Source organism: Pseudomonas sp. LAIL14HWK12:I10, from assembly GCF_900184205.1.
GTDB lineage: Bacteria > Pseudomonadota > Gammaproteobacteria > Pseudomonadales > Pseudomonadaceae > Aquipseudomonas > Aquipseudomonas kermanshahensis.
Genome location: NZ_FXWU01000001.1, coordinates 304,421 through 320,337 on the forward strand (window position 1 = coordinate 304,421; position 15,917 = coordinate 320,337).

The 15,917-nt window shown below is 62.8% G+C and carries 19 protein-coding genes; 9 read left to right on the forward strand and 10 right to left on the reverse strand.

All coding sequences use genetic code 11. The features are described 5' to 3' along the window. Positions 1–204 precede the first annotated feature (204 nt). The gene (locus tag QOS90_RS01440) at positions 205–1,197 is read left to right on the forward strand and encodes a response regulator (protein ID WP_085272184.1); all 993 of its coding nucleotides are present in this window, start codon (positions 205–207) and stop codon (positions 1,195–1,197) included. Positions 1,198–1,226: 29 nt separating this feature from the next. Then, complete coding sequence (locus tag QOS90_RS01445) at positions 1,227–1,580, forward strand: response regulator transcription factor (RefSeq protein WP_027592197.1); 354 nt, start codon at positions 1,227–1,229, stop codon at positions 1,578–1,580. Positions 1,581–1,681: 101 nt separating this feature from the next. On the opposite strand, the gene QOS90_RS01450 is transcribed toward QOS90_RS01445, so the two are convergent. The 3 genes from QOS90_RS01450 to QOS90_RS01460 form a co-directional block, all read right to left on the reverse strand. Further along, a complete protein-coding gene (locus QOS90_RS01450) occupies positions 1,682–3,169 on the reverse strand; it encodes a YifB family Mg chelatase-like AAA ATPase (protein WP_027592198.1) in 1,488 nt (495 codons plus the stop codon). Between the two features lie 158 nt (positions 3,170–3,327). After that, positions 3,328–3,903 (reverse strand): PIN domain-containing protein, encoded by a 576-nt coding sequence (locus QOS90_RS01455; RefSeq protein WP_085272185.1) that lies wholly within the window; start codon positions 3,901–3,903, stop codon positions 3,328–3,330. Further along, the gene (locus QOS90_RS01460; protein ID WP_027592200.1) at positions 3,903–4,367 is read right to left on the reverse strand and encodes a helix-turn-helix domain-containing protein; all 465 of its coding nucleotides are present in this window, start codon (positions 4,365–4,367) and stop codon (positions 3,903–3,905) included. The genes QOS90_RS01455 and QOS90_RS01460 overlap by 1 nt, the downstream gene beginning before the upstream one ends. A gap of 385 nt (positions 4,368–4,752) precedes the next feature. Here QOS90_RS01460 and QOS90_RS01465 point away from each other — a divergent pair, with 385 nt between their 5' ends. After that, entirely contained in the window at positions 4,753–6,780 is a 2,028-nt protein-coding gene (locus QOS90_RS01465) for a DUF4034 domain-containing protein (RefSeq protein WP_085272186.1), read from the forward strand. A gap of 3 nt (positions 6,781–6,783) precedes the next feature. Here QOS90_RS01465 and QOS90_RS01470 read toward each other — a convergent pair whose 3' ends face one another. Then, positions 6,784–7,044, reverse strand: coding sequence for an accessory factor UbiK family protein (locus QOS90_RS01470; RefSeq protein ID WP_085272187.1), 261 nt, complete (start codon positions 7,042–7,044; stop codon positions 6,784–6,786). A gap of 385 nt (positions 7,045–7,429) precedes the next feature. Between QOS90_RS01470 and glnK the strand changes: the two genes are divergently transcribed. The 3 genes from glnK to sutA all read left to right on the forward strand — a co-directional run bounded on the left by glnK (position 7,430) and on the right by sutA (position 9,905). Next, entirely contained in the window at positions 7,430–7,768 is a 339-nt protein-coding gene (glnK, locus tag QOS90_RS01475) for a P-II family nitrogen regulator (protein WP_002555808.1), read from the forward strand. Positions 7,769–7,815: 47 nt separating this feature from the next. Next, the gene (locus tag QOS90_RS01480; protein ID WP_027592203.1) at positions 7,816–9,147 is read left to right on the forward strand and encodes an ammonium transporter; all 1,332 of its coding nucleotides are present in this window, start codon (positions 7,816–7,818) and stop codon (positions 9,145–9,147) included. Positions 9,148–9,578: 431 nt separating this feature from the next. Beyond that, positions 9,579–9,905: a dormancy-specific transcriptional regulator SutA gene (gene sutA, locus QOS90_RS01485; RefSeq protein ID WP_027592204.1), complete on the forward strand. Its 327-nt coding sequence runs from the start codon at positions 9,579–9,581 to the stop codon at positions 9,903–9,905. 88 nt (positions 9,906–9,993) lie between these two features. Here the strand turns inward: sutA and QOS90_RS01490 are convergent, their stop codons facing one another. From QOS90_RS01490 to lptM, 6 genes are read right to left on the reverse strand one after another with little or no spacing between them, the layout of a single operon-like run. Continuing rightward, positions 9,994–10,689 (reverse strand): HAD family hydrolase, encoded by a 696-nt coding sequence (locus tag QOS90_RS01490; protein ID WP_085272188.1) that lies wholly within the window; start codon positions 10,687–10,689, stop codon positions 9,994–9,996. Next, on the reverse strand, positions 10,686–11,585 hold the full coding sequence (xerC, locus tag QOS90_RS01495; protein ID WP_027592206.1) for a tyrosine recombinase XerC: 900 nt from the start codon (positions 11,583–11,585) through the stop codon (positions 10,686–10,688). The genes QOS90_RS01490 and xerC overlap by 4 nt, the downstream gene beginning before the upstream one ends. Beyond that, complete coding sequence (locus tag QOS90_RS01500) at positions 11,585–12,295, reverse strand: DUF484 family protein (RefSeq protein ID WP_027592207.1); 711 nt, start codon at positions 12,293–12,295, stop codon at positions 11,585–11,587. The genes xerC and QOS90_RS01500 overlap by 1 nt, the downstream gene beginning before the upstream one ends. A gap of 13 nt (positions 12,296–12,308) precedes the next feature. Continuing rightward, positions 12,309–13,139 carry a diaminopimelate epimerase gene (gene dapF / locus QOS90_RS01505; protein WP_027592208.1) on the reverse strand — a complete coding sequence of 277 codons (831 nt, stop codon included), beginning with the start codon at positions 13,137–13,139 and terminating at the stop codon, positions 12,309–12,311. 4 nt (positions 13,140–13,143) lie between these two features. Further along, positions 13,144–14,391, reverse strand: a complete 1,248-nt coding sequence (gene lysA, locus QOS90_RS01510) for a diaminopimelate decarboxylase (protein WP_027592209.1) — start codon at positions 14,389–14,391, stop codon at positions 13,144–13,146. 9 nt (positions 14,392–14,400) lie between these two features. Further along, positions 14,401–14,604, reverse strand: coding sequence for an LPS translocon maturation chaperone LptM (gene lptM, locus QOS90_RS01515; RefSeq protein WP_033693895.1), 204 nt, complete (start codon positions 14,602–14,604; stop codon positions 14,401–14,403). A 190-nt stretch (positions 14,605–14,794) separates the two neighbouring features. Here lptM and cyaY point away from each other — a divergent pair, with 190 nt between their 5' ends. The 3 genes from cyaY to rnk all read left to right on the forward strand — a co-directional run bounded on the left by cyaY (position 14,795) and on the right by rnk (position 15,884). Further along, complete coding sequence (gene cyaY / locus QOS90_RS01520; RefSeq protein ID WP_027592210.1) at positions 14,795–15,127, forward strand: iron donor protein CyaY; 333 nt, start codon at positions 14,795–14,797, stop codon at positions 15,125–15,127. A gap of 1 nt (position 15,128) precedes the next feature. Next, positions 15,129–15,341 (forward strand): DUF1289 domain-containing protein, encoded by a 213-nt coding sequence (locus QOS90_RS01525; protein WP_027592211.1) that lies wholly within the window; start codon positions 15,129–15,131, stop codon positions 15,339–15,341. 132 nt (positions 15,342–15,473) lie between these two features. Then, positions 15,474–15,884, forward strand: a complete 411-nt coding sequence (gene rnk, locus QOS90_RS01530) for a nucleoside diphosphate kinase regulator (protein WP_027592212.1) — start codon at positions 15,474–15,476, stop codon at positions 15,882–15,884. The last annotated feature ends 33 nt before the right edge of the window (positions 15,885–15,917 follow it).

Here is a 15,917-nt window from a genome sequence, read left to right on the forward strand (position 1 = left end):
CGCAGCGATCCCCCCGCGCATGCGCGGGCCAGACGGCTTGGCAGGAACGGGAACCATCTTGACCGTTATCGTCCCCTTGGCCGTGGCGGGCGCTTGTATAGTCCAAGGCCAACCTATCCCTCGGGATAATTGTATGAATGCGGGCGCTGGCCTAGATTGCACGGGGCTGCGCAACCGCCCGGACCCGTGAGACTCGAGAAGACCATGATCCGATTTGGCAATGCCCAGGTGTCGCTGGAGCGACGAGAAGCGTTTCTCGACGGCAAGCAGATCGTGTTGGGCGGGCGCGCTTTCGAGGTGCTGGCAACACTGATCCGCGCCAAAGGCCGCGTGGTTGGCAAGGACGAGCTGTTCAGCCAGGTGTGGGCCGGCACGGTGGTCGAAGACAACAACCTGCAGGTGCAGATCTCCTTGTTGCGCAAGGCCTTCGGTGACCGCGGCCTGATCCAGACCGTGCCACGCCGCGGCTATCGGCTGGCGGCTGAAGTGGCCCTCGACCTACCGGCGAGACCCTTGCGCAACGCTTCGCTAGCCTTCGACCTCGATACGGCTGAGCCCGCGGCTGATTGCGCAGCGGTGCCCGTGCTGGTGGTGGATGACGACCCATCGGTGCTCAACGCCTTGGGGCGCCTCTTTCGCTCGCACGACATTGTGCATCGCCTGTACGCCTCGGCTGAGGCGCTGCTTGAAGCGCATGCCGACACGCCTTATGCCTGCCTGTTGCTGGACATGAACCTGCCTGAGGCCAGCGGTTTGGAGCTGCAGGCGATGGTGCGTCGGCTCGACCTGCCCTGGCCGATCGTGTTCATGACCGGCCACGGCACTATTCCCATGACCGTTCAGGCGATGCGTGCGGGTGCTGTGGAGTTCCTGACCAAGCCCTTTGATGAGGCGCAATTGCTGACCCTGCTGACGGCGCTGCGTGCCCGTGCGCTGACGGCTGGGCGCGCATGGCGGCATACACGGCAAGTCAGGGAAAAGTACGCGCGGCTGACCCAACGTGAGCGGCAGGTGTTCGCGCTGGTGGTCGGTGGGTTGTCGCACAAACAGATTGCCAAAGAGATTGGCACCAGCGAGGTGACGACCAAGGTGCACAAGAAGAACATCATGAACAAGATGCAGTCCCGCTCGCTGGTCGAATTGGTCGCCATGCACAACGTGCTCGAGGCCCGTGCCGAGGGCCAGGGCGCCGCATGAAACCCGAGGTCGAACGCGACAGGGCGTGGGTGTGCATCGTCGACGATGATGCGTCGGTGCGCAAAAGCCTGGCCAACCTGCTGCGAGCGACAGGCTTCGGCGCATTGCTGTTCGGTTCGGGCGAAGAGTTCTTGGCCTCGACGCTGGCGCGCGAGGCCGGGTGTGCGTTGCTGGACTTGAAGATGCCTGGGCTTTCCGGGCTTGACGTACTGCGTGAGCTGGCGCGCAGGGGCTGGCGGCTGCCGGTCGTCTGCATGTCGGCGCATTGGGACGACATGGCGCTGAAGGCTGCGCAGCGCCATGGGGCGGTGGCGTGCCTGGGCAAGCCGTTTTCTGAAGAGGCGTTGCTGGCGGCGGTAGAGGCGGCGTTGGCCGACCGATAGCGCCGCACAGACTCCCCCCGGGCGGAGGCGGGCGCTGTACTTGTAGGAGCGGCCTTGCGTCGCGATGGGCCGCAAAGCGGCCCCAAAATCGCGGATCCAAATCAACTCCCCGGCCGATACTGCAGCGCCTCGGCCAGGTGCGCCCTGGTAATCGACGCCACACCTTCCAGATCCGCCAGCGTGCGTGCCACTTTCAGCAGCCGATGTGCCGCGCGCAACGACAGGGTCAACCGCTCACAGGCTGTCTCCAGCCAGGCTTGGTCCGCCGCCTCCAGCGGGCAATGGCGGCGCAAGCCGTTGAGGTCGAGAAAGGCATTTGCGCACCCTTGCCGGCGTTGCTGCAGCTCGCGTGCTTCCGCCACCCGTTCGGCGACAGCGGCGCTGGTCTCGCCGCTGGGTTGGTTGTTGAGGGTGGTGGTTTCACGCGCCACGGTCAGGTGCAGGTCGATGCGGTCCAGCAGTGGGCCCGACAGTTTGTTGCGATAGCGCTGGATCTGCTCGGTGCTGCAGCGGCAGCGGCCGGTAGGGTCGCCCAGATAGCCACAAGGGCAGGGGTTCATCGCGGCCACCAACTGGAACCGCGCAGGGAAACGTACCTTGTCCCGAGCCCTTGCAATCACGATCTCGCCGGACTCGAGCGGCTCGCGCAATACCTCCAGCACACGCCGCTCAAATTCGGGCAGTTCATCGAGAAACAGCACACCATGGTGAGCCAAGGTGATCTCGCCGGGTTGCGGCCGACTGCTACCTCCTACCAGCGCAGGGCCCGAGGCTGAGTGGTGTGGGTGGCGGAACGGGCGTTGCGGCCAGCTGTTCAACGGCGCATGGCCGCTGACTGACTGAATAGCCGCCACCTCCAGCGCTTCGCGCTCGTCCAGTGGCGGCAACAGCCCTGGCAGGCGGCTGGCAAGCAAGGTCTTGCCGGTGCCAGGCGGGCCGGTAAACAGCAGGTTATGTGCCCCGGCGGCCGCCAGCAGCAAGGCGCGCTTGGCCGCGATTTGGCCCTGTACCTCGCTGAGGTCGGGGTAGGGCCGGCTGTTCAAGACCAGGCCATTGGCGGCATACGGCGGCAAGGGCACTTGGCCGTTCAAGTGGGCGACCAGCTCCAGCAGGTGCCCGACGGCATACACCACCAGCCCGCCTGCCAGGCTTGCTTCCTCGGCGTTCTCCCGCGGGACTACCAGCGCCCGGCCCGCTTCCCGTGCCGCCAGTGCCGCCGGTAGCACGCCCTGCACGGGGCGCAATTGGCCGGACAGCGCCAGTTCGCCAAGGCATTCGATGTCGCAGAGGGTGGCCACCGGCACCTGCCCACTTGCGGCGAGGATGCCCAAGGCAATGGCCAGGTCATAACGCCCGCCATCCTTGGGCAGGTCGGCAGGCGCCAGGTTTTGCGTGATGCGCCTGGCTGGGTAATCCAGGCTGGAATTGACGATGGCACTGCGGACCCGGTCTTTGCTTTCCTTGACCGTGGTTTCGGGCAGGCCGACCAGGGTCAGGTGGGGAAGGCCGTTGGCCAGGTGGGTTTCGACGCTGACCGCCGGTGCCTGCACGCCGACCTGGGCGCGGCTGTGGACGAGAGCAAGTGACATGGACGCTCCATTGTCGCGGAATGGGGCCGCTTCCTGCGGCTTGGGCAAGCTTAGCGGCGACAGCCAGGATCAGCGCAATAAGTGTGCGTCGGGGTTTTTCAGGCTCATTGTGAAACGGTCGCAGGCGAGGGTTGGACGGATGCACCTGGCCAGTATGGTCAGATCAGCAGTTCGTAGTTCGAGAGAAGCTTGACGATCTCTGGGAGTCGCTGTTTGAGGAGCGAATCCATTAGTTCGCGGGGGGTGTAAACAGGGTTTTTAAGTGCCGCGCGCTGCTTCTGGACGGCCTCGAGCACGGCTGCTTGGTCAAGGTCCCAAATGTCGGAAAGGAACACATCGGGATGCAATGCCTCGATCTCAAAACGTTTCAAGATTTCGGACGGGAAATCTTTGAGGTTGTACGTGACGATCACCGTGGCGCCGCATTTGATTGCTGCCGCCAAGACGTGTCGATCGTCTTCGTCAGGAAGGTCCAGCCCATGTATCAACGGCTCATAGTCGTTCACCAAGGAGTCAGGAATAGCCTGATTCATGAATGCGACTGTGCGATGAAGTTGTGTCGGCGATACGTCAGGGCGGTTTTTCAACACATTGCGCGTCCACTCATCGTGAATTTGCTCGGACCAGCGAGCGCGAAACACACCCGTCAGCGCCAGATGCATCAGCAGATCACGTAAGGGCGCTGGATATAGAACGCAGGCGTCATAAATGACGGTAAAGGGTGAGTGCCTCATCAATACCCCATATTAAGTGCTTGAGCTTGTGCCGCCAGTTCTTCCATGGCGGCCTGGCTCGCTTTATCACGATCGGCTTTGTAAGCCATAAGATCGGTGAATTTTATGCGGCGGTGGCTCCCGGTTTTGGTGTGCGGGATTAGCCCTTCATCCAGCAGCTTGACCAGATGAGGACGTGAGACGTTGAGCAGGTCGGCGCCTTCTTGAGTGGTAAGTTCTGCATGGATAGGCACCACCTTAACGGTGTTGCCCGAGGCCAGTTCGTTGAGGATGTCGCCGAGCAGTCTGAGCGCGAAAGTCGGCAGTTCAACGGTCTGGCGCTGCTGGTTTTCATCTACGAGCTCAATGCGCTGAGTATCCAGCTTCGTTGAGACGAAAGCGGCAATCTGGCGACTTGACTCAGTGGCCGCAGCGATCGCTTTTTCATCTGGAAGGATGGTTCGGGCGAAGTCGGCGGTGGTCATCGGTGTTCTCCAGTAGCTAATAGGAATCCCCGGCGGCTGATACGACAGGTATCCGATTTATATTCGAAACAAACGAAACAGGCAATAGTCGAAATAAACGAAACGCTAGATGATTTGGGCGCTGTGATGCAGCTGTCCGTCGGTGGCTGCAGGCTGAGCTGGGCGAGGCTTGGGCAAGCTTAGCGGCGATAGCCAGGATCAGCGCAATAAGTGTGCGTCGGGGTTTTTCAGGTCAGGTATTTCCTCTGGGTTTTCTTAGAATCCGACACAAATGGATCCAATTATTTTTGCGCAGATCCAGGGTATGGCTTAGTGTTGAAGGGCTACTGTGATTGCCATGGGATGGCAACACAACTTCCTACAAATGGACTTGAGGTATTGCCCCGTGCAAACGCTCACTCGCACTCGCCAGGCAATCCGTGAACTGGTGCAGGCCAATGCATTCGTTGAACTCAACCGCTTCTTCGACATCCTCGAAGTGCGCTGGCGGCAGTCGCCGTCCGGCGAGTTTCCGGCCTACCTGGAGGCCGTCGAAGGGCACATGCTGGTCGATTGGGACAGCCAGGGCGACAAGGCCCTGACGCAGATCCTCAAGGCCTGGATCGATGCCTGCCCCAAGGCCTATCACCCTCAGGTGGTGATGGGTTTTCATTGTTTCAGCCGGGCCTGCCATATCCGCGAGTCTGCCAACACCCAGCCCATCAGCGCCGAGCGTCGGCTGGCGGCGGAGCAGGTTTGCGAGATTGGCGCGGCGCACCTGCTGCGTGCCATGGAGCGCTCGAGCCAGCCCGTGGCAGCGGCAATCGGCATGCTGAAGATCAGCGCGCATTTCGCGGAGCCAGGCTGGTTGCTGGGCCTGTTCGACGGCCAGCCGGTGCGCTTCAGCCCCTGTGCTCAGGCCGACGTGGAGGTGCAAGAGGCTGCAGCGCCGCTGCTGGTGAAATACGGCCTGCTACCTCTGGCCGAACTACCTCAGGCCTTACCGGCGTGCCTGTGCGAGCGGGCCGAGCAGGGGCGAGAAAACGTCCAGCACTATTGGCTGCATCAAGCACTTGGCGCATTCCCCGGCTGTTTCGAAGCGATTCAGGCTTATGCAACCTACCTGTTGCCCTGCTGGGGAGGCAGTGACGCCGCGATCGACGCCCTGGCCAGTGGGCCGCTGTGTGAGCGTTGGCGCGAGGAACAACGCAATGCACTGCGCTGGCTGGCTATCGAGGACCAGCTCGAACTGCCGCATGCCGGCCAGTCGCAGTCGATTGCTGTGTGGCTGCAGGTCTTCAAGGCGTGGTCGCTGCGAGCACTCAGGCCCAGGGAACATGCCACCTTGCTGGCCTGGCGTGGTGCTTTGCGTGGTTGTGCTCAGCAGGATTACGCCGGCGCCCTGCGCGATTTTGCCGCCAGTGTGAATCTTTACCCTGACCTTGGGTTCGTCCCAGGCATCGGCCAGCCCTTCCGTAGTTTTGTCTGCGTCATGCTGTTCCACGCAGTGAAGGATGACCAGCAGGCCTTTCGTATCGCTATCGAGCAGCTCTGCGCGAGCCGCTCGCACCCCGCCGCCTGTGCGTTGCGGGCGGTTGGGCATGCGTTTGGGCTGTGGGGTTTTCAGTGCTCGAACGAGCAGGCGCGTGTGTGGTCACTGGCTGCGGTAAAGCGCCAATGTGGCCGCCAAGGGCCGGGTTTGGACGTGCTTGAAGTGCCACGCCTGCTCTGGGCTGCCAACCAGCACGAGGCGGCGTTCTACCTTTATGAACGCTGTGCCGAGCTGAGCCTGCCAGAGGCTGCCCTTAGCCTTCATGACCTGCACCGAGGCGCGCTGCCCAACACCCCCGCGCAGTACTTGGACGCGAGTGCTGCCGACTATTGGTTGCTGCGCGCGGTAGAGACCGGTTGCAAGCAGGCCAAATACACCTTGGCCTGCCGTCGCATGCAAAGCGCAGAAGCCTTGAATGAGCGCAGTGCCATGCTGGCCGTCAGGCGATTGTTGAACGATGCGTTGGGCGATTTGCAGACCGCTGCCAGTGCGCGTCTGCAGCTGGGTATTCTGCTGCGTCAGTTCGGCGAACCGCAGGAACAGGCCGAAGCCGTCGACTACTTGCAGGCGCTGGTCGAGCACCCGGACGCCAGTATTGCCGCTCGCGCCAGTGCTGAACTAGGGCTGGCCTGGATGCAAGGGCAGGGCACGCGCAAGCAAAGCCGTTTCGCCGCCATCGAGTGGATCAACCGCGCGGTCGCATTGCAGCCGGCTGATAACGACATCGAGCATATCCAGGCCGAGATACTTAACTCGCACAACCGGGTGAAGACGCTGTTCACCTTGTGCGGCGCGACGCTGTTCCGCGGCACACTGCACGCCAGCGAGTTACCGCCGAAACCAGGTAATCGGCGCGAGGATCGATTGCAGGCCTCCGCCTGAGCCTTATTCGCTGGGCGGCGCCATCCGCGCTTCCAGCTCTGCGACCTGCTTCTCCAGGGCCTCCAGGCGCGCGCGGGTACGGGCCAGCACGACCATCTGGCTGTCGAATTCGTCGCGGCTGACCAGGTCCAGCTTGCTGAAGGCACCCTGCATCAGCACTTTGAACTGGCTTTCCAGTTCGGCGCGGGGCTGGGCGGTATCGCTGCTGAACAGGCGTGAGGCCTGGTCGCTCAGGGCATCGAGAAGGGCTTTGGGCGCGAGCATGTTCGGCTGTCCACTGAAACTGAAAAATGACCCGCAGTGTAACACGCAGCAAAACGCGGTTTGGCCAGTGAGCAAGCAGTGTGCACTGCACATTTTTCGCGCAGTGGGCCAAGCCGGCGCGCACCGAAATCGTGCATCTTTTCAATGCTGGCGACTGGCCAATCCCGACTATTTCGTGCAACTCGCTGTTTTCTGGCGTTTTAGTGGAACTGGCAAGGTTTCTGCAATGACCTGTACGAGCCATGCACTGATGCAGTTCCTTGTGACCAGGCAGTGCGCACGCGGAGCCGGATGCCGACGACGCGTTACAAAGCCAACCGCTGCGCTTAGACTTGAGACGGGTTTGTTTTCCTGGGGCAAGTCCACCAAATCGGGAGAGAGTTTCATGAAGCTAGTCACAGCCATCATCAAGCCGTTCAAGCTGGACGACGTGCGCGAGTCACTGTCGGAAATCGGCGTGCAGGGCATCACCGTCACTGAAGTCAAAGGCTTCGGTCGGCAGAAGGGCCACACCGAGTTGTATCGCGGTGCTGAATACGTGGTCGACTTCCTGCCCAAGGTGAAGATCGACGTCGCCATCGACGACAAGGACCTTGATCGGGTAATCGAAGCCATCACCAAGGCAGCCAACACCGGCAAGATCGGTGACGGCAAGATCTTCGTGGTGAATCTGGAGCAGGCGATCCGCATCCGTACCGGCGAAACCGATACCGACGCGATCTAAGTAACAAAAAAAGCCTCACCAAACCCAACGCCCCAGGAGAAAACAACATGACTCTGCGTAAGATCGCAGGGCTAGGAGCCCTATTGTCCCTCGTAATGCCCGGGCTCGCCCTGGCAGAGGAAGCTGCCCCAGCGCTGAACTCCGGCGACACCGCCTGGATGTTGACCGCTACGGCGCTGGTGCTGTTCATGACCATCCCGGGCCTGGCCCTGTTCTATGGTGGCATGGTGCGTTCCAAGAACGTACTTTCGGTGATGATGCAGTGCTTCGCGATCACCGGTCTGATGAGCATTCTCTGGGTCGTCTACGGCTACAGCATGGCCTTCGATACCAGCGGTATGGAAAAGGGCGTGCTCAACTTCAATTCCTTCGTCGGTGGCTTCTCCAAGGCGTTTCTCAGCGGCGTCACGCCCGACAGCCTGACTTCGGCCACCGCATTGTTCCCTGAGGCGGTGTTCATCACCTTCCAGATGACCTTCGCCATCATCACCCCGGCGCTGATCGTTGGTGCCTTCGCCGAACGCATGAAGTTCTCCGCGATGCTGGTGTTCATGGGCATCTGGTTCACCCTGGTGTACGCACCGATCGCGCACATGGTGTGGAGCGGTGATGGCGCACTGATGTGGGACTGGGGCGTGCTGGACTTCGCCGGCGGCACCGTGGTGCACATCAACGCAGGTATCGCTGGCCTGGTGTGCTGCCTGGTGCTGGGCAAGCGCAAAGGCTACCCGACCACGCCGATGGCCCCGCACAACCTGGGCTACACCCTGATGGGCGCAGCGATGCTGTGGATCGGCTGGTTCGGCTTCAACGCAGGTTCTGCCGCCGCCGCCAACGGCACGGCCGGCATGGCCATGCTGGTGACCCAGATCGCCACCGCCGCCGCAGCCTTGGGCTGGATGTTTGCCGAGTGGCTTGGCCACGGCAAGCCGAGTGCCCTGGGCATCGCCTCGGGTGTGGTCGCCGGCCTGGTCGCAATCACGCCTGCCGCAGGCACCGTGGGCCCGATGGGCGCCCTGGTGATCGGCCTGGCTTCGGGTGTGATCTGCTACTTCTGCGCCACTAGCTTGAAGCGCAAGCTGGGCTATGACGATTCGCTGGATGCCTTCGGCGTACACGGTATCGGCGGTATCGTCGGCGCTATCCTTACCGGTGTGTTCGCCGCACCGGCCCTGGGCGGCTTCGGCACGGTCACCGATATCGGCATGCAGGTCTGGATCCAGGCCAAAGGCGTGATTTTCACCGTGGTCTACACCGCCATCGTCACCTACGTGATCCTCAAGGTGCTGGACCTGGTGATGGGCCTGCGGGTCAACGAAGAAGAAGAGTCGGTCGGCCTCGACCTGGCTCAGCACAACGAACGCGGCTACAACCTGTAACTGCGACGCGGTAAAAACTTGCCCGGTTCGCCGGGCATTTTTTCGCCTGATTTTTGCCATTTCCCGCACGGCAAACGGTTTATTCGTCACGTTCGCGACGTAGGCAGAAAACTTACAAGATGCCGAGCGTTTATGGAGCTTTGCTTTTTCCACGGGCGCGCTAGAATGCGCGCCGAAGGGTGTTTGACATGCAGTCCGCACGCTTCCCCAGCCTTTGCTAGGCTTGCCATTAGCGCGTGGCCAGCAGGTGGCTCAAGGATTTCGTCAGGTCCTGCCAGGAGCAGGGCCTGCAGGGTACGACCCTCCCATCAGGAGGTGGATGCCCAAGGCAGTGGCCAACCCACGGCCAGTTGAATTTTCACCGGTGGCTGCCGGTCTACGGCTGCACTGGTCTATAACCAACCTGCTTTTCGCAAGTCATGAGGTAGAACATGAGCGACGATGATCTGGAAAACGACGACCTCGAAGTAGGCGACGATGATGAGGCTGATGAGGGTCTCGAAGCAGCGGCTGACGACGTTGCGGAAGACGCTGGCGAAGACGATAGCCCTGCGCCCACTGCCAAAGGCAAGTCCAAGGCCGCTGTCTCGGTAGACGAGATGCCGAGCATGGAAGCCAAGCAGAAGGAGCGCGATGCCCTGGCCAAAGCGATGGAAGAGTTCCTTTCGCGCGGTGGCAAGGTGCAGGAAGTGGAGGCCAACGTGGTCGCCGATCCGCCCAAGAAGCCGGACAACAAATACGGCAGCCGCCCTATCTGAGTGGTCGCCCACAAAAAAGCCCGCCGTCGCTGCGGGCTTTTTTGTGCCTGTTGGGTTTAGGAGCGCTATCGCCGGCAAGCGGTCCCTGTCAGCGCCAGCGCGCCATTACCTCAGGCAGTTGCGAAAGCCGCTGGATCTCGGCATCGGGTGCCCGCTCACCGGCCCAGGCCTTGCCTTGAGGGTTGAACCACACGGCCCGCAACCCGGCCCGTTGGGCGCCGGCGATGTCATCGCCGGGGTGGTCACCCACATGCACCGCCGCGCTGGCCTCGACCTCGCCACGTTTCAGCGCCTCCAGAAACGGTGCCGGGTCCGGTTTGCCGATGCCTAGGTCCTCGGCGCACAAGGCAAAGCGGAAGTAGTCCGCCAAGCCCAGGCGGCTCACATCGGCGTTGCCGTTGGTGACCACCCCCAGGGTGTACTGGTGGCGCAGGATTTCCAGCACCGGCTGCACCTCAGGGAAGATTTCCACCTGGTGGCGTGCATGCAGGAACACTTCAAAGCCTTCGTTGGCCAGCGCCTGCGCGTGCTTTTCGCTGTAGCCGACTTCTTCCAGGGCATGGAACAGCACCCGCCGGCGCAGGGCGCTGATCCGGTGCTTGAGGCCGGGCTCGGCCTGCACCAGGCGCTCGCGAATGGCGAACAGGTGTTCGACCGGTACGCCGCCGAGGATCGGCGCGTTGGCTTCGAGCCAGTCGCGCAGGACCACTTCAGCGCTGGCAATCACCGGCGCGGTGTCCCACAGGGTGTCATCGAGGTCGAAGGTGATCAGCTTGATGCTCATGAGTCTGTGCCTTTGCTGCGTTTGGCCCGGGGGTGGGCGCTGTCGTACACCGCGGCCAGGTGCTGGAAGTCCAGGTGGGTGTAGATTTGCGTGGTGCTGATGTCGGCATGGCCGAGCATCTCTTGCACCGCACGCAGGTCCTGGGACGATTCCAGCAGATGGCTGGCGAAAGAATGGCGAAGCATGTGCGGGTGCAGGTGCTGGCCCAGCTCACGCTCGCCGGCGACCTTGACCCGCATCTGGATGGCCCGTGGGCTCAGGCGATTACCCTGACGTGTGATGAACACGGCGCTGTCGCGTGGGCCGCCGATGCCGCGCAGGCGCAACCACGCTTGCAGGGCCTCGCGGGCTTTACGGCCGACAGGCAGTACGCGCGCCTTGCCACCCTTGCCCAGCACCTGCACCAGCCCGCCGGCAAGGTCGAGGTATTCGAGGTCGAGGCCAGCCAGTTCGGACAGGCGCAGGCCTGACGAATAGAACAGTTCGAGGATGGCCTGGTCACGTCGGGCAATGAAGTCGTCGTCGACGCCGCCGTCGAGCAGTTGCAGGGCGCGGTCGGTATCCAGCGTCTTGGGCAGGCGGCGCTCGCCCTTGGGCGCAGACAGGCCGCTGGCCGGGTCGTGCTGGCACAGCCCTTCACGGTTCAGGTATCGGTACAAGCCGCGCACGGCCGACAGCAGGCGCGCCAGGCTGCGCGAGGATTGGCCTTGGTGGTGCTGACGGGCGATCAACTGGCGTAGCTGCTGGATTTGCAGCGCTTGCCAGCCGGCGATGCCCTGATCGTTGCAGTAGGCAATGACCTTGTCGAGGTCACGGCGGTAGGCCAGCAGGGTGTGCTCGGACACCTGGCGCTCATTGCGCAGGTGTGCGCAATAAGCCTCCAGCTGGCGTTCCATCAGCGCACCGGACGCAGGGTCTGGGTAACGCGCGGCACGACACGGCCCAGCACCTCGGCAATGTAGCCGAGGAACAGGGTGCCGACGCTGCTCTTGTAGTGTTGCGGGTCGCGGCTGCCAATCGCCAGCACGCCGTGCAGCCCTTGATATTCGAGGGCGGCAACGGCGCTGGAGCCGACTTCGAGGCGCTGATCTTCACCGAACAGGAACGCCAGCTCATGGTCGCGCAGGTTGCCGCTGACCGTTTTGCCGCCCCCCAGCAGGCCGCCGATGGCTTGGTGCGCCTCGGCGTTGCTGACCCAGCGGCCCACTGGCGCGACGTTATCGCCGAACAGGATCAGGCTGACGAAGGGCACCTGAAACTCCTGGCGCAGGCTGTCTTCGACCGCTATCACCACTTCTTCCAGGCTGCCTGCATCGAGCAGGTCGAGGATCAGCCGGCGGGTCTTGTCGAACAGCCGGTCGTTATCTCGCGCCACGTCCATCAGTTGCGACAGGCGATGGCGCATCTCGATGTTGCGGTCGCGCAGCAGCTTGAGCTGGCGCTCCACCAGCGACACGCTGTCGCCACGCTGGTGGGGGATGCGCTGCTCGACCAGCAGCTCGTCGTGCTCGGCGAAGAAGGTCGGGTGGGCGCGCAGGTACGCGACCACCGCCTCGGCATCGAGCTCGGTGGACTGCTGGGGTACAACCTTGGGCTGATCGGTCATGGCGGTTACTCGCTTAGAGACGAACCTGTCCTTCGTAGACGCGTACGGCCGGGCCGGTCATCAACACGGGCTTGCCGGGGCCGGCCCATTCGATGTGCAGGCGGCCACCCGGCAGGTCGAGGGTCACCGGTGAGTCCATCCAGCCTTGGCTGATAGCCGCCACGGCCGCAGCGCAAGCGCCGGTGCCGCAGGCCTGGGTCTCGCCGGCACCGCGTTCCCAGACCCGCAGGTTGGCACGGTGACGGTCGATGACCTGGATGAAGCCAGCGTTGACCCGCTGCGGGAAGCGCGGATGGTTTTCGATCTTCGGGCCCAGGGCATGCACAGGCGCGGTATGCACGTCATCGACGCGCAACACGGCATGTGGGTTGCCCATGGACACAGCGGCAATGGCGTGAACCTCGCCGTCGACTTCCAGTGGGTAACTCAGTGCCTGCTCGTCGGCGACAAAGGGGATTTCGGCCGGCACCAGGCGCGGCGGGCCCATGTCGACACTCACCTGGCCGTCGTTCTGCACGTCCAGCTCGATGATGCCGCTCTTGGTTTCGACGCGGATGCGCTTTTTCGCGGTCAGGCGCTTGTCCAGCACGAAGCGGGCAAAGCAGCGCGCACCGTTGCCGCACTGTTCGACTTCGGAGCCGTCGGCATTGAAGATCCGGTAGCGGAAGTCCACTTCTGGATTGTTCGGTGCCTCGACGATCAGCAGCTGGTCGAAGCCGATGCCGGTGTGGCGGTCGCCCCATTGCTTGGCATGCTTGGGCTGGATGTGTGCGTGCTGGCTGACCAGGTCGAGGACCATGAAGTCATTGCCCAGCCCATGCATCTTGGTGAAACGCAGCAGCATGGGCTCACTCCGGCAGCAGGCTTTCGCCAGCATACAGTTCGGCGACGGTTTCGCGGCGGCGTACTTCGAACGCCTGGTCACCGTCGACCAGGATTTCGGCGCAACGGCCACGGGTGTTGTAGTTCGAGCTCATGACAAAACCATAGGCGCCGGCAGACTGCACAGCCAGCAGATCGCCTTCGGCCAGGTTCAGCTCGCGCTCCTTGGCAATGAAGTCGCCGGTTTCGCAGATCGGCCCGACCAGGTCGTAGGCGCGGCCTTGGCCTTCGCGTGGGGTGACCGCGCTGACGCCCATCCAGGCCTGGTACAGGGCCGGGCGGATCAGGTCGTTCATCGCCGCATCGATGATGGCGAAGTCTTTGTGTTCGGTGTGCTTGAGGTACTCGACGCGGGTCAGCAGAACACCGGCGTTGGCCACGATGTAGCGGCCCGGCTCGAAGACCAGGGCCAGGTCGCGGTCGCCGACGCGCGCGCGGATGGCCTTGATGTAGTCGGCCACCAAAGGCGGCTCTTCATCGCGGTAGCGCACGCCAACGCCGCCACCCAGGTCAAGGTGGCGCAGGTGGATGCCGCAGTCGGCCAAGCGGTCGACCAGGTCCAGCAGGCGGTCGAGGGCATCGAGGAACGGCTCGACGGTGGTCAGCTGCGAGCCGATGTGGCAGTCGACACCGACCACGTCCAGGTTCGGCAGTTGGGCGGCACGCACGTAGATGGCTTCGGCGTCGGCGATGGCGATGCCGAATTTGTTTTCTTTGAGGCCGGTGGAGATGTACGGGTGGGTGCCGGCGTCGACGTCCGGGTTGACCCGCAGCGAGACCGGGGCAACCTTGCCCATCTCGGCGGCCACCACTTGCAGGCGCTCAAGCTCGTCGGTGGACTCGACGTTGAAGCAGTGCACGCCGACTTCCAGCGCGCGGCGCATGTCTTCGCGGGTCTTGCCGACACCGGAGAACACCACACGATCAGCACGGCCGCCAGCGGCCAGTACACGCTCCAGCTCACCGCCGGAAACGATGTCGAAGCCTGCGCCCATACGGGCCAGCACGTTCAGCACACCGAGGTTGGAGTTGGCCTTGACTGCAAAGCACACCAGGTGTTCGACGCCTTGCAGCGCGTCGGTATAGCTGCGGTACTGGGCTTCGATGTGGGCACGCGAGTACACGTAGGTCGGGGTGCCGAAACGTTCGGCGATGGCCGACAGGGCCACACCTTCCGCGAACAGTTCACCGTCGCGGTAATTGAAAGCGTTCATCTGATTTCCTTACTGCTCTGGCGTTTGCTCGGGCTGGATAGGCTGCTCTTCTTGCGGCTGTACCGCCGGAGCGTGCTTGTGCTGATGCGACTTCTGGCTGCCCTTGCCGTCCTTGCCGTCTTCCGGCAGGTACAGGGGGCCCTTCTGACCGCAGGCCGAAACGAGGCAGGCAACCGCGACCAGCGCCGCGAGCGAGGAAATCAGGCGCTTCATGGGTGAAATCCTTTGAAATATGCAGTATTGCGCCCGAGTATACCGAGCGACCGGCGGATTGCCTATGCAAGAGCCGGTCCGCCGGGCGGGCTATTCTTGCCGCCTGCAATGGCTAATCTTTGCATTCGGCGGCAAGCGCCCGTATCTTGCCCGGCTTGCCTGTAACGCAGCCAATTTCGAGGTTCCTGCAATGAGTTTGAGCGAAGCGCGTTTCCATGATCTGGTCGACGCGACCCAACAGGCCCTGGAAGACCTGTTCGACGAGAGCGGCATGGACCTGGACATGGAGAACTCCGCCGGTGTCCTGACCATCAAGTTCGACAACGGCAGCCAGTTGATCTTCAGCCGCCAGGAGCCCCTGCGCCAGTTGTGGCTGGCGGACAAGTCGGGTGGCTTCCACTTCGATTATGACGAAGAGAGCAAGAAGTGGATCTGCGAGAAGAGCGAAGAGCTGCTCGGCGAGATGCTGGAGCGCATCGTCTGGGAGCGGGCCGGCGAGAAGCTGGACTTTGACGAGATCTGAGATGAGTGAGCAGCCGCGGCCGCCCAAGCCGCTCTACAGCAATGTCAGCACGGCCGTGAAATCGCCGTGCATCAGCGTCTGCCGCCTGGATGAGCAGCGTGTCTGCACCGGCTGCCACCGCCCTGTGGAGCACATCCGCGAATGGCGGTCTGCAGACGACGAGCGGCGCCGGCAGATCTGCCGCGAAGCCGAGGCCTTGCGCGCACGGGCTTGAGTATTTGCCCGGCTGTGGTAGTGTCAGGTTCTGCGTCGGTGACGCCAAAGTCATCATAAACCCCGCCCTTGGGCGGGGTTTTGCTTTATTTGCCCGACGAAAATTGCCTGTTCAAAGGAGTCTGACTGGATCATGAGCACCAAGCCTTCCCTCATCCTCACCCGATTGGACGTACAACGTCTCGAGCGTCTGATCGACAGCCTCGACGAAAGTACGCCGGGTGTGCTCGCCCTGCAGGACGAGCTTGACCGCGCCGAACAGGTGGTCGGTCACGAGGACGTCCCGGCCGGGGTGGTGACCATGAACTCGCGCGTGCACTGCCGTGAAGAGGCCAGCGGCAAGGACTACCACTTGACCTTGGTGTACCCGAAGGATGCTGGGCCGGAAGGCAAGGTATCGATCCTGGCGCCGATTGGTTGTGCCTTGCTGGGCCTTTCGGTCGGTGAGCAGATCGACTGGCCGGCGCCGGGCGGCAAGACCCTCAAGCTGAAGCTGCTGGAAGTCGAGTACCAGCCAGAAGCGGCGGGTGATTTCGACCTGTGAGCCTTGAGGGCCGCTGCGCCAAGTCTCTTGTGG